This is a genomic window from Halogeometricum sp. S1BR25-6 (assembly GCF_031624495.1).
Classification (GTDB): Archaea; Halobacteriota; Halobacteria; order Halobacteriales; family Haloferacaceae; genus Halogeometricum; species Halogeometricum salsisoli.
This window is the reverse complement of the sequence record NZ_JAMQOP010000003.1, coordinates 495,015-506,757: the sequence shown is the minus strand read 5'-3', so window position 1 is coordinate 506,757 and position 11,743 is coordinate 495,015. Positions and strand designations below refer to the sequence as shown.

The following is an 11,743-nucleotide window of genomic DNA, read 5'->3' as shown; positions in this document are numbered from 1 at the left end:
CGACGCGTTCGCAGGTGACGCCCGGTTCGGCGACGTCGAGGGCGGCTTCGACGCCCTCGACGACGATTTCCATCCGCTCTGTCATCTCCTCGGGCGGGTCGCCGACGTAGGCGGTGCGGGCGAGCGGCGAGTGATAGCGGTGCCGACAGCCCGACAGTTCGATGATGACCGGGTCGCCCGCCTCGAACTCCCGGTCGGTCCACGTCAGGTGCGGCGTCCCCGTGTGGTCGCCGGAGGGCATCAGCGGGACGATGGAGGGGTAGTCGCCGCCGTAGTCGTCGGTGCCGCGGATGAGGGCGTCGTAGATGGCCCGCGCCGCCTCCGACTCGGGGACGCCTTCTGCGATAGTATCGAGACCCGCCCGCATCGCGTTCTCGGAGATGCGGGCGGCCTCGCGCATGCAGTCGAGTTCCCGTTCGGACTTCCGTATCCGAACCCAGTTGACCAGAAGCGTCGCGTCCGAGAACGACGCCTCGCCGAGGTTCTCCTGCAGGCGCGTGTAGGACTTCGCGGTGAAGTAGTAGGCGTCCATCTCCAGTCCGATCGTCCCGTCGGAGACGCCGAGGGCGTCCAGGACGTCCGCGATGTAGTCCATCGGATGCAGGTCGTGCGGCGAGTGGACGTGGTCGTCGCTGTAGGAGTCGATGCTCTCCTCGGAGAGCCACGTCGTCGCGCGCGCGCCGTTGGCGTCCATCCCGCGGCCCACCCAGACGGGTTCCTCGCGGTCCGGGGTCACGACGACGGCCTGGTTCACGTAGAACGACCAGCCGTCGTACCCCGTGAGGTAGTTCATGTTCGCCGGGTCGGTGACCAAGAGGGCGTCCAGTTCCTCCTCGCGCATCCGCGCTTTCGTCTCCTCGATGCGTCTTTCGTACTCGCCGGGGTCGAAGATTGACTGTCGCATGTTAGCGAGACTCTACAGGCGCTTCGTCCAACGCCGATATAACCTTTTTCGTGGGGCGCGCTGGTGGTCAGTTTCTGTGTACAGTCCCTATGGAAACTGTGGACAACTTATTTACGACAGTTACACCTCAACACGCGTATGGCACGCGGACCACCGATAACGGAACTCCACTACGACGACGCACCGTCGGTCGACTCGGTCCCCGGACCGAAGTCCCGAGAACTCATCCGCCGACAGAAAGATATCGACAGCAGCGCCGTCGCCTACCCCGAGGACATCCCCATCGCGTTCGAGTCGGGGAAGGGCGCCACCGTCCGCGACGCCGACGGCAACACCTTCATCGACATGTTCGCCGGCATCGGCGTCCTCAACGTCGGCCACTCGAACCCCTACGTCCTCGACGCGGTGCACGAACAGGCCGACAAGTTCGTCCACACCGTCGACTTCCCCACCGAGGCGCGCCTCGAACTCATCGAGAAACTCGACGAGATAGCGCCCGAGGGCCTGCAGGGGAACATGCGGACGGTGTTCGGCGGCCCGACGGGGAGCGACGCCGTCGAGGCGGCTATCAAACTCTCGAAGTACAACACCGGCGGCACCGGCCTCGTCGCCTTCCGGGGCGGCTACCACGGCGCGACCAGCGGTGCGATGAGCGTCACCTCGAACAAGAAGTTCAAGGAGGCGTACACGCCGCTCCTGCCCGACGTCGTCCACGCGCCCTACCCGTACCCGTTCCGCGACGACAAGTCGCCGCAGGCGTCGGTCGACCACGCACTCGAGGAGGTCCAACAGATACTCGAAGACCCCTACGGCGGCCTCGCGAACCCCGCGGGCATCATCGTCGAACCGATTCAGGGCGAGGGCGGCATCGTCACGCCGCCGGAGGGCTTCCTGCAGGGCCTGCGCGACATCGCCACCGACAACGACGTGCCCCTCGTGTTCGACGAGATTCAGTCCGGCCTCGGCCGGACGGGCCAGTGGTGGGCCAACGAGTGGGAGGGCGTCACCCCGGACATCATGACCACGGCGAAGGCCCTCGGCGGCGTCGGCTTCCCCCTCTCGGCGACGATGTACCACGAGGACCTCGACACGTGGGGGTCGGGCGACCACGCCGGCACCTACCGCGGTCACGTCGTCGGCATGCGCGCCGGCACGCGGGCCATCGAGTACATTCAAGAACACGACCTGCTTTCGCACGCGCGCGAACTCGGCGAGTACCTCCGGGCGCGACTCGAAGAGGCGGGCGAGTCGAACCCGCAACTGGCCGAAGTGCGCGGAAAGGGACTGTTCGTCGGCGCGGAGTTCGTCGACGCCGACGGGCACCCCGACGGCGACGTCGCCGACGCGATTCAGGACTACTGCTTCGAGCACGGCGTCCTCGTCTGGAAGGCGGGTCGCCACGGCAACGTCCTGCGACTGCTCCCGCCCCTCGTGCTGACGCGGGACCTCGCCGAAACCGCGATGGACGTCATCGTCGACGCCGTCGAACACGCGACGACGGCGACGGCGACGCGGTAAGGAGTTAGCCGTCGAGGCCGTCGGCGGGCGACACCCACACCGTCTTCTTGTTCGTGAACTCGCGGATGCCGTCGGCGGCGAGTTCGCGGCCGTATCCGGAGTTTTTCACGCCGCCGAACGGAAGTTTCGGGTGCGACTGCACGAGTTCGTTGACGAACGCCGCGCCCGCCTCGAACTCGCCGGCGAGTCGCTCGCCCCGTTCGAGGTCCTCGGTCCAGACGCTCGCCCCGAGTCCGTAGTCGGTGTCGTTCGCCAGTTCCATCGCCGCTTCCTCGCTCTCGACGCGGAACAGGGAGGCGACGGGGCCGAACAGTTCGTCGCAGGCGGCGGGGCTGTCGTCCGGAATCTCCTCCAGCACCGTCGGTTCGAAGAAGTAGCCCTCGCGGTCCAGCGCCTCGCCCCCGGTGAGCACCGTCGCGCCGGCGTCCACCGTCTCTCGCACCTGCGTCTCCAAGGTGTCGAGGAGGTCCGCGCGGGCGATGGGACCGACGTCGGTGTCCTCATCCGCCGGGTCGCCGACCGTCAGCGACTCCATCTCGCGGACGAGGCCGTCGCGGAACTCCTCGTAGACGTCCTCGTGGACGATGAACCGCTTGGCGGCGATGCAGGCCTGCCCGTTGTTGTTCACGCGGGCCTGCGCGGCCACCTCGCACGCCCGGTCGAGGTGCGCGTCGTCGAGAACGACGAAGGGGTCGCTCCCCCCGAGTTCGAGCACGGAGGGTTTGAGGTTGTTCCCGGCCGTCTCGGCGACGGCGCGGCCCGCGCGGACGCTGCCGGTCAGTGTCGCCGCCGCGACCCGGTCGTCGGCGACGGCGTCGTGTATCGCGTCGGTGTCGACGACGAGGGTCTGGAAGACGCCCTCAGGGAAGCCGGCGTCGTCGAGAATCCGCTCGACGGCCTTCGCACACCCGGTGACGTTGGGCGCGTGGCTGAGAAGCATGGTGTTGCCGGCCGCAAGCGTCGGCGCGGCGACCCGCAGCACCTGCCAGAACGGGTAGTTCCACGGCATCACGGCGACGAGGGGGCCGAGGGGTTCGTAGGACACCTTCGTCCGCGCCTCGGGGTGGACGCCGACGCGTTCGTCCTGCAGGAACTCCGCGGCCCGTTCGGCGTAGAACTCGCAGACCCACGCGCACTTTTGAATCTCCCCGCGCGCCTGCGAGACGGGTTTGCCCATCTCCTCGGTCATCAGTTCGGCGTACTCGTCCTCGTTCTCGCGGAGGACGTCGGCTATCGACCCGACGAGCGCCTGTCGCTCGGTGATGGGCCGGTCGCGCCACGACGCGAAGCGGTCGGCCGACGCGTCGAGCATGCGGTCGAGGTCGGCGTCGTCGTGGCCCTCGTACGTCTCGATGTCCTCCTCCGTCGTCGGGTCGGTGGTCGTGAGCGCCATCTCAGTTCACCCTCGCGACGGCGTCTATCTCGACGCGCACGTCCTCGGGGAGGCGGGCGGCCTCGATGCAGACCCGGGCGGGCGGCGTCTCGCCGACGTGTTCGGCGTACGCCTCGTTGACGGCGTCGTAATCGTCCATGTCGGCGACGTAGACGGTGGTCTTCACGAGGTCATCCAGCGACCCGCCGGCCTCTTCGACGACGGCGGCGACGTTCTCCATCGCGCGGTGCGTGTGCGCTCCGACGTCGCCCTCGACTTCCGCGCCGGTCTCGGGGTCGACCGGACCGAATCCGGAGACGAACAGGAGGCCGTCGGTGAGGACGCCCTGCGAGTAGGGGTTGTCGTTCTGCGGTGCGCCCGCGGCCGATATCGCGGTCTGGTCTGGCATGAGTCTCGGTCGCACTCACTCGCTGGAGGTTCATAAACGTTATTCGGTACGTCGTACACAGAATCCGTTCTCGCGTCGGCGGAGCGCCGAACGGCACCGCGGGGCCGAGCGTCAGTCGCGCAGGTCTTCGGTCCGTCCGTTCCGCCGTTCCGTCGCCTCGGAGACGGCGTCGAGGAACGCCGGCATCTCCGCTTTCATTCCCGAGCGCATCTCCGCGGAGGAGAACTCCTCGGACTCGGTCATGAGTCGGACGAACGCGCGGAGTTCCTCGTCGGTCACCTCGTCGAACCGCTCGGCCTCCAGTTTGTCGACGACGTCGTCGACGTCGATTCGGCCGACCGGGTCCACGTTGAAGTCGACGGTCACCATGCGGTAGTCCGACCCCGCGAGTTTCTGCTCGGCCCGGTTGACGCCCTGCCCGAGCATATCCTTGAACGGGACGTGGTAGCCGAGGGTGCCGAGGTGGAGAAAGCCGAGCATGTCGACGATTCCCTGCGTGTAGGCGTCGCGGGCCTCGTCCTCGGGGTTGAACACCGTCTCCCTGTCGCGGTCCTCCAGATGCTCGAAGAGGATGGAGAAATCGAGGATGGCGTTTCGCAGGCGCCGACGGATGCGGTTGCGCTTCTGTTTCTTCGAGTGCTCGGTGTAGTCCGTCTTCCGCCCGAGGAGGAACTCCCGGTCGCTGGGCGTGAGGATGCCGCGCGCCCTGTCCGCCGAGTGCGCGAGCGTCTCGTCCGCGGCGTCCGCGTCGGGGGCGTCTGTCATACACACTTCTCGTGTACATCCGCGGATAAGATTTGCGAACCACGAGAACGCATCACACAGAGTTCGAGAAGCCCTCAGACGGCGGATGCTCGAAACCGCGTAGAGGGGTCGATTCGGTCCCGTACCCGATTACAGAAACCGTGTAGCCGGCCGAGGACCCGCGCGGCAGTGATGCTCGCTCGTCGTTCGCACCCACAACGTTTAACCGGGCGTTCCAGCATGTCGTTGATACGCACTCGCACACAGCCATGCACTCGACTCAGAGCGGCGACTCCGACGGCCGTGCGCGCGGGTACAGCGACGTCAATCACCGGGTCCGACGGGGAATCGGGGGAGAAGGCGCATGAGCGAGAGCGACGGCGCCGTCTCCGAGTTCCTCGACGAGATAGAGCCGACCATCTTCGGATTCGGGGCGGGTATCACCCTCCTGTTCGTGGTGCTCTTCGCGCTCCGCCCGCAGATGGCCGGCGAAGTCGTCTCCGGCGTCAACCAGTTCGTGCTCGCGCGGTTCAACTGGGCGTTCCTCATCGTCATGCTCGTTCTCGTCGGCTTTCTGACCTTCCTCATCCTCGGTCCGTGGGGGAAGCTCACACTCGGGGAGGGCAGCCCGGAGTTCAGCTACGTCTCCTACTTCACGATGATCTACTCGGCAGGGCTGGCCGCGGGCATCGTCTTCTGGGGGCCGACCGAGGCGCTGCTACACTACTCGACCGTGCCGCCGCTGTACAGTGCGGCCGCCGAGTCGCAGGCCGCCATCCCCATCGCCGTCCAGTACAGCCTGTTCCACTGGAGCATCACCCAGTGGTCCTGTTTCACCGTCATGGGCCTCGGAATCGGGTACTTCGCGCACGAACACGGGGCGCCGCTGCGCGTCTCGGCCGTGCTGACGCCGTTCGTCGGCGCCGACAACGTGGACAACCTCCTCGGGAAACTCGTCGACATCCTGGCGGTGTTCGCGACGCTCGGCGGGGTGGCCACGTCGCTCGGCCTCATCGGGAGTCAGTTCCTGACCGGCATCGAGTTCAACTGGGGGTATCAGATCGGCGACGTCGGGACCATCCTCATCATCACGGGGATGACGCTCCTGTTCACGGTCTCTCTGGTCCTCGGGGTCGACAAGGGTATCCGGCGCCTGTCGAACTTCAACATGGGGCTGTTCGCGGTGCTCATGACGGCGACGCTGATACTCGGGCCGACGGCCCGCGTTCTCGAACTGAGCACGCAGGCCACGGGCGGCCTCCTCGGCGACTGGTTCCTGATGAGCACCTTCACCGACTTCGGGAACGGCGGGTCGTGGTCGAACGCGTGGACGGTGTTCTACTGGGCGTGGCCGCTGGCGTGGTCGCCGTTCGCCGGCCTGTTCATCGCCCGCATCTCGCGCGGCCGGTCGGTCCGCGAGGTGGCGTTCACCGGCATCGTCGCCACGTCGCTGGCGACGATTCCGTGGTTCGCCATCGTCGGCGGCACCGCCGTCCTCTTCCAACACGGCGGCGTCGTCGACATCCTCGGACCCGTCGGGCAGTACGGCGAGGCCGTCTCGGGCTACCTCCTGTTTCAGGCGCTCGACGTGGCGTGGATTCCGCTCCCGGTGGGAACCATCCTCCTGTTCGCGTTCCTCGTCCTCGTGACGACGTTCTTCGTCACCTCGGCGGACTCCTCGACGCTCGCCGTCTCGATGATGACCACCGGCGGGAAGGCCGAACCCTCCTCCGTCAGCCGCATCTTCTGGGGCGTTCTGCAGGGCGTCGTCGCGTCCATCCTCATGGTCATCGGCGGCGTCGAGGCGCTCCAGTCGGCCGCCATCATCACCGGCGGGCCGTTCGCCGTCGTCTGTCTCATCGCCGTCGCCGGCCTCGTCAAGTCGTTCAGCCAGCAGTCGGAGAACGTCCTCTTACGGGAGGAGACGGTCCTGTACGGCGATACCGGCGGATCGGAGTCGGCCGACACGGAGGGACGGCCGGCGGGGGCCGACGACGACTGACCGGTCGTCGGGTCGCCCGCGACGCCGCCCGATTCGGCAGCGGCGAATCGGTTCGGTAACTCACTCGCGGATAAATCCGTTTTATCGTCGCACGTTCGTCCGACTATCGTTCCCTTCAGTCTTCGCTCCGCAAACTCCGCTCCCGTCCGTTCCTGAGAGCGGAACGCTATCTCCTCCGTCTGCGCTCCCGTGCGACATCTGAATCTCAAAGACTGCCACACAATTACATATCTAAGATTGTAATGCTTTCAATCCGCAACGGAGACGCCGAAAGGAAGCCCGAGGGGGTGAATAGAACGAAGAACGGAAGCAAATAGGACAGAGAAGTCGTTCAGCGCCCGGTTTCGTTCGAATAGTGTATGGAGATGGGATTAGACGGCGGAAAGATGACCGAGAGTCCACAATCATATCGGCCCGGCGACACTCTAGTTGGAGGGCGGTTCGGTCCCCAGCAGAACGTCAAGAGGTAGCAACCCGCACTCAGATCGGCCTTTCGTTCCGCTCTCAGGAACGGTTCGGTAGGCGCGGGCGGTTCCGCGAGGTTCGAAGCGAACGTGTTCGGCCGAGTTTCGTCTCGGCCTCAGTACACCTCTATGCAGGGTTAGAATCTCACTTCTGCCGATTTCATTCTCGTATTTGGAGATTTATTCGTACTATATGGATATACAACTATATTTGGAGCAAACGGTGGTTGTTTGAACCCCTTCTACCGTCGTATAGTCGTAGAATAGCTCTCCCACCTTGCGGTGAGTTCTTGTGGACGCCCGACTTCTCCGGTGTATGGACGTTCCGCGAACGGTTCGGGCCGCACTCGCGGACCGCCCGGTGTCGGGTGCGACCTGTCTCGAGGCGGGCGCGGGCGTCGGGAAGATGACCGCGGGTCTCCTCGACGCCGGCGCCGCGCACGTGTACGCGGTGACGAACGACCGCGACCACGCGCGACTCGTGCGCGAGCGCCTCGCTCCCGACGAACTGGCGCGGACGACGGTGCTGGAGGCGGACCTGCGGGCGCTTCCCCTTTCCGACGCCGCCGTCGACGTCGTCACCGCCCACGCCCTCTTCAACGTCGTCCCGGTCGCGTCGCTGGCTGCCGTCGTCGGGGAACTGACGCGGGTCGCGTCACCGGGTGCCCACCTCATCGTCGACGACTACGAACCGCTTCCCGGAGACGCGGCGATGCGCGAGTTGTTCGCGCTGGAGAACGCGGCGACCGAACTCGCGGACGGCCGACCCGCCCTGACGTTCTATCCCGCCGAGGTCCTGCGCGCGCAGTTCGAGGCCCGCGGGTGGGCGTTCGACCGGGAGCGGACGCTGTTGGACCCGGTGCCGTGGACCGAGAGCCACGTCGCGGCGCACGCGAACGTCGTTCGCCGGGCCTGTGAGCGACTGCCGGCCGCGTTCGCGGAGCGGTTCGCGTCGGAGGCGGACCGTTTGGAGGAGACGATAGGCTCGGAATCGGCGGGCGAGATGTACGGATTGGCGTTCCGACTGGCGGACGGTGCCGTCGCGTCGAGCAGGTAACCGACGGAGCGAGGGTGGTCCTATCCCATCGTCACGTCGAACGGCGGTTCGGCCGCCTCGGGGAGCGGCGTCTCGTAGGCGTCCGACCCGACGGTCGCCTCGAACTCCTCGCGCGCCGCCGCGAGTCGCTCCGCGTCGCCGAGCAGGTCGTACGCCGCCCCCGCAAGCACCTTCGCCGCGAAGGCGACGCCCTTCAACCCGAAGTCGCCGTTGGCGGCGACGACCTGCCAGGAGTGGCCGGGCGTCCCGACGGGCCACGTCGCGCCGTTGAACTGCCCGGTAGGAGTGATCCAACTCACGTCGCCCACCTCCGTCGACCCGTGGGTCTGCCGGTCGTGGTCGTAGGGGGCGACCGGTTCCGCGTACAGCGCCTCGTCCTCGATTTCGGCGGCGACTTCGTCGGGAAGTTCGGCGAGGCGCGACTCGATGCGCTCGTCAGCCACCGTCGCCTGCAATTCGGCGGCGAACTCTCGGTCCGCGTCGTCGTACGGAATCGGCCCGGCCGCCTCGATGTTCTCCCAGACGACCTCGGAGACGACGTCGTTCGCCCGATAGTCGTAACAGCCGGTGAGGAACCGTTCCGACACGTCGGTCTGCGTCATCATCGCCGCGGCCTCGGCGATGTCGCGGAGCCAGTCGGTGTTGCGCTCGACTTCCTCGCGGGTCGGCGCGCGGACGTAGTACCACACCGTCGCCTCCGCGGGAACGACGTTCGGCGCGTCGCCGCCGTCGGGTATCGAGTAGTGCATCCGCGCGTCGTCGGAGACGTGTTCGCGCATGTACTCGACGCCCGTGTTCATCAGTTCCACCGCATCAAGCGCCGACCGCCCGGAGTCGGGGGCGCCGCCGGCGTGCGCGGAGACGCCTTCGAACGTGAACGTGAGGGAGTTCAGCGCGTTCGAGGAGCCCATCCGAGGCGTGCTGAGGTCGCCGGGGTGCCACGTCAGCGCGGCGTCCAAGTCGTCGAACGCGCCCGCGCGGGCCATGTACGTCTTCCCGACGAGCGTCTCCTCGGCCGGACAGCCGTAGAAGACGACGGTTCCCGACACCTCGCCGGCGTCGACGGCCTCGGCGAGGGCGAGGGCGGCGCCGACGCCGGCCGTGCCGAAGAGGTTGTGCCCGCAGCCGTGTCCCGGACCGTCGGCCTCGACGGGGTCGCGCTCGGCCGATACCGACTGCGAGAGACCCGGCAGCGCGTCGTACTCGCCCAAGATACCGATTCGCGGGTCGCCGTCGCCGTACTCGGCGACGAACGCCGTCGGCATCCCGGCGACGCCCGTCTCCACCTCGAAGCCGCCGTCTTCGAGCGCCTCGACCAGCGTCGCGGCGGACTCCTCCTCGTGGAGACCCAACTCGGGCGTCTCCCAGATTCGCTGTGCGAGGGCTCTCAACTCCGGCTCGTTCGCCTCGATCCGCTCGAAAAGTTCCGATTTGGTCACAGTCTCGCGTCGGAGTGGTCGAATATCAACCTGTGTCTCGCGGCGGTTCGGGTGGATACTCCTAGACCGTAGAATTTGTACAATTTCCAGAGAGTGTGGGTCATCGTCCCGAGTGCCGGGCGGCCGACCGACCAACGGTGATGTCGGCGCCGATAGCATCGACGCGACGCCGGTGCAGTCAAACCCCTCCACCCTCTATCACGCGTAGAGACCGTATGGACAGACAACGTGACACGGCACGGATTCCCGTTCAGGCTCTCAAACGGCAGGTCGCGGACGCCGTGGGCGCCTCCGCGTCGCTCGTCGAGATAGAGCGGGTGGACGTCGAGGAGAGCACCCTGGCGGTGGAGTACTCGCTCCCCACGGGCGAGGCGCCGATAGTCGAAGTGTACGTGGACCACCCCGACGGGCGGACAGACTCGACCCTCGTCGAACTGGGCGAACCGGCGGGGCTGAAGGTGTACGGCGAGACGATTCGCATCGAGTACGCCGGCCGCGACAGCGAGACGAACGACGTCCTCGTCAGCGTCGACCAGCGACGCGGCGACGACTGGGTGACGCTGCTCGGGTGCGGGCAGATGTGGGCCGTCGAGAGCGAACGCGACGGCGACCCCGTGCGCGTCACCTGTCACGCCGAGACGCCGCGGACGGACGAAGACGAAGACGAAGACGAGGACGAGGGGGACGAACCGGACAAAGTGACCGAAGAGGGTGACGACGTGAACATCGGCCTCGGCGCCGAGTCCGAGTGGTAGACGAACGATGGTGGAGAACGTCCGGTGGGGCGCTCCACCAACCGTCCACTCAAGTACCCGGAGGTAGAAGCCTCGACCGATGCCAATCGTCGAAGTGACGCTCCCCGACGAACTGCTGACGGAGTTCGAGCAGCTCGTCGACCAGGAGTTCGTGAGCGAAGAACAGGCCGCGGAGGAACTGATAAGCATGGGTATCGACGCCTACAACGTCAACGTCGTCGACGAGTCGACGCCCGGTGACGACTTCATGGACGGCGCGGAGAACAACCTGTTCGACACCGCGAACGACCCCGGCGCCGCGGACGACGACCGCCTCTAACGCGACCCTTTTTTCGGAGAGAAAACCTCGAACCGTCAGCGACCGCCGTCCGCGTCGACCGCGATAGCCGCCATCCGGTCGCTCCCGGCGGCGGCGGCGAAACCGCCGTGGTAACACAGCGTCCGCGAGATATCTAACTGGGAGAGCGTCCGCACCGACGCCAGCGCCTCGTCCATCTCCTCGGTGAACGTCGGGTCGGGGCCGTTCAGTTCGCCGTCCGCGGCGGTGACGGCGTCGCCCGCGAGGAGGAACGACTCCTCCGGGAAGTACAGCGAGACGTGACCGGGAGTGTGGCCCGGCGTCGGAACGACGCGCGCCGGTCCCGCGCGGGTGTCGAGCGTCGCCTCGCCAGCGAGCGCCACGTCGACGGCGACCGGTTCGTACCGGTCGTCGTCGGGGTCGGAACCGCGGGGCGGTTCGGAGCCGTCGACGACGCGGGCCGCGTGTTCGCTGGCGACGACGACGGCGTCCGTCTCGGAGACGACGCGCGCGAGGCCGCCGACGTGGTCGCCGTCCTGATGAGTGAGGAAGACGAGGCGCACGTCCGAGAGGTCGAAGCCCGCCTCCGCGAGGCCCGCTTCGAGTTGGTCGGTAGTGTGTGCGAACCCGGCGTCGACGAGGACGAGGCCGCGGTCCGTCTCGACGGCGCAGGGCCAGAAGCGTCGGGTCCCGCCGTCGGTGTCGAGTTCGACCGGAAGCGGATGTACGGCGTCGGGAACGTTCATATTCGGGAGTCGGGCGGAGCCGGGATGGGCGTACC

Annotated in this window: 11 protein-coding genes; 5 read left to right on the top strand and 6 right to left on the bottom strand. The window is 67.0% G+C overall.

The window, feature by feature from the left end:
* On the bottom strand, positions 1-904 hold a 904-nt coding region (locus NDI76_RS17395), incomplete at its 3' end, for a M24 family metallopeptidase (protein ID WP_310925411.1).
* A 138-nt stretch (positions 905-1,042) separates the two neighbouring features.
* Between NDI76_RS17395 and NDI76_RS17390 the strand changes: the two genes are divergently transcribed.
* The gene (locus NDI76_RS17390) at positions 1,043-2,422 is read left to right on the top strand and encodes an aspartate aminotransferase family protein (protein WP_310925410.1); all 1,380 of its coding nucleotides are present in this window, start codon (positions 1,043-1,045) and stop codon (positions 2,420-2,422) included.
* A 4-nt stretch (positions 2,423-2,426) separates the two neighbouring features.
* Here the strand turns inward: NDI76_RS17390 and NDI76_RS17385 are convergent, their stop codons facing one another.
* From NDI76_RS17385 to NDI76_RS17375, 3 genes are all read right to left on the bottom strand, one after another.
* Positions 2,427-3,815: an NAD-dependent succinate-semialdehyde dehydrogenase gene (locus tag NDI76_RS17385; protein WP_310925409.1), complete on the bottom strand. Its 1,389-nt coding sequence runs from the start codon at positions 3,813-3,815 to the stop codon at positions 2,427-2,429.
* Position 3,816: 1 nt separating this feature from the next.
* Positions 3,817-4,203, bottom strand: a complete 387-nt coding sequence (locus NDI76_RS17380; protein WP_310925408.1) for a Rid family detoxifying hydrolase — start codon at positions 4,201-4,203, stop codon at positions 3,817-3,819.
* 111 nt (positions 4,204-4,314) lie between these two features.
* A complete protein-coding gene (locus NDI76_RS17375) occupies positions 4,315-4,968 on the bottom strand; it encodes a DUF8102 family protein (RefSeq protein WP_310925407.1) in 654 nt (217 codons plus the stop codon).
* Positions 4,969-5,311: 343 nt separating this feature from the next.
* Here NDI76_RS17375 and NDI76_RS17370 point away from each other — a divergent pair, with 343 nt between their 5' ends.
* Both NDI76_RS17370 and NDI76_RS17365 read left to right on the top strand, forming a co-directional pair.
* Positions 5,312-6,949, top strand: coding sequence for a BCCT family transporter (locus tag NDI76_RS17370; protein ID WP_310925406.1), 1,638 nt, complete (start codon positions 5,312-5,314; stop codon positions 6,947-6,949).
* Between the two features lie 780 nt (positions 6,950-7,729).
* Positions 7,730-8,470, top strand: coding sequence for a class I SAM-dependent methyltransferase (locus tag NDI76_RS17365; protein ID WP_310925405.1), 741 nt, complete (start codon positions 7,730-7,732; stop codon positions 8,468-8,470).
* A gap of 20 nt (positions 8,471-8,490) precedes the next feature.
* Here NDI76_RS17365 and NDI76_RS17360 read toward each other — a convergent pair whose 3' ends face one another.
* Positions 8,491-9,909, bottom strand: coding sequence for an amidohydrolase (locus NDI76_RS17360; protein ID WP_310925404.1), 1,419 nt, complete (start codon positions 9,907-9,909; stop codon positions 8,491-8,493).
* Between the two features lie 215 nt (positions 9,910-10,124).
* Between NDI76_RS17360 and NDI76_RS17355 the strand changes: the two genes are divergently transcribed.
* Complete coding sequence (locus tag NDI76_RS17355) at positions 10,125-10,664, top strand: hypothetical protein (protein WP_310925403.1); 540 nt, start codon at positions 10,125-10,127, stop codon at positions 10,662-10,664.
* 79 nt (positions 10,665-10,743) lie between these two features.
* Positions 10,744-10,983, top strand: coding sequence for a DUF7120 family protein (locus NDI76_RS17350; protein ID WP_310925402.1), 240 nt, complete (start codon positions 10,744-10,746; stop codon positions 10,981-10,983).
* A 35-nt stretch (positions 10,984-11,018) separates the two neighbouring features.
* Here NDI76_RS17350 and NDI76_RS17345 read toward each other — a convergent pair whose 3' ends face one another.
* Positions 11,019-11,708, bottom strand: a complete 690-nt coding sequence (locus NDI76_RS17345) for an MBL fold metallo-hydrolase (RefSeq protein ID WP_310925401.1) — start codon at positions 11,706-11,708, stop codon at positions 11,019-11,021.
* Positions 11,709-11,743 lie beyond the last annotated feature (35 nt).

Coding starts and splice junctions, on each gene's coding strand:
- NDI76_RS17390 (WP_310925410.1), top strand. CDS start 1,043: ATGGCACGCGGACCACCGATAACGGAACTCCACTACGACGACGCACCG.
- NDI76_RS17385 (WP_310925409.1), bottom strand. CDS start 3,815: ATGGCGCTCACGACCACCGACCCGACGACGGAGGAGGACATCGAGACG.
- NDI76_RS17380 (WP_310925408.1), bottom strand. CDS start 4,203: ATGCCAGACCAGACCGCGATATCGGCCGCGGGCGCACCGCAGAACGAC.
- NDI76_RS17375 (WP_310925407.1), bottom strand. CDS start 4,968: ATGACAGACGCCCCCGACGCGGACGCCGCGGACGAGACGCTCGCGCAC.
- NDI76_RS17370 (WP_310925406.1), top strand. CDS start 5,312: ATGAGCGAGAGCGACGGCGCCGTCTCCGAGTTCCTCGACGAGATAGAG.
- NDI76_RS17365 (WP_310925405.1), top strand. CDS start 7,730: ATGGACGTTCCGCGAACGGTTCGGGCCGCACTCGCGGACCGCCCGGTG.
- NDI76_RS17355 (WP_310925403.1), top strand. CDS start 10,125: ATGGACAGACAACGTGACACGGCACGGATTCCCGTTCAGGCTCTCAAA.
- NDI76_RS17350 (WP_310925402.1), top strand. CDS start 10,744: ATGCCAATCGTCGAAGTGACGCTCCCCGACGAACTGCTGACGGAGTTC.
- NDI76_RS17345 (WP_310925401.1), bottom strand. CDS start 11,708: ATGAACGTTCCCGACGCCGTACATCCGCTTCCGGTCGAACTCGACACC.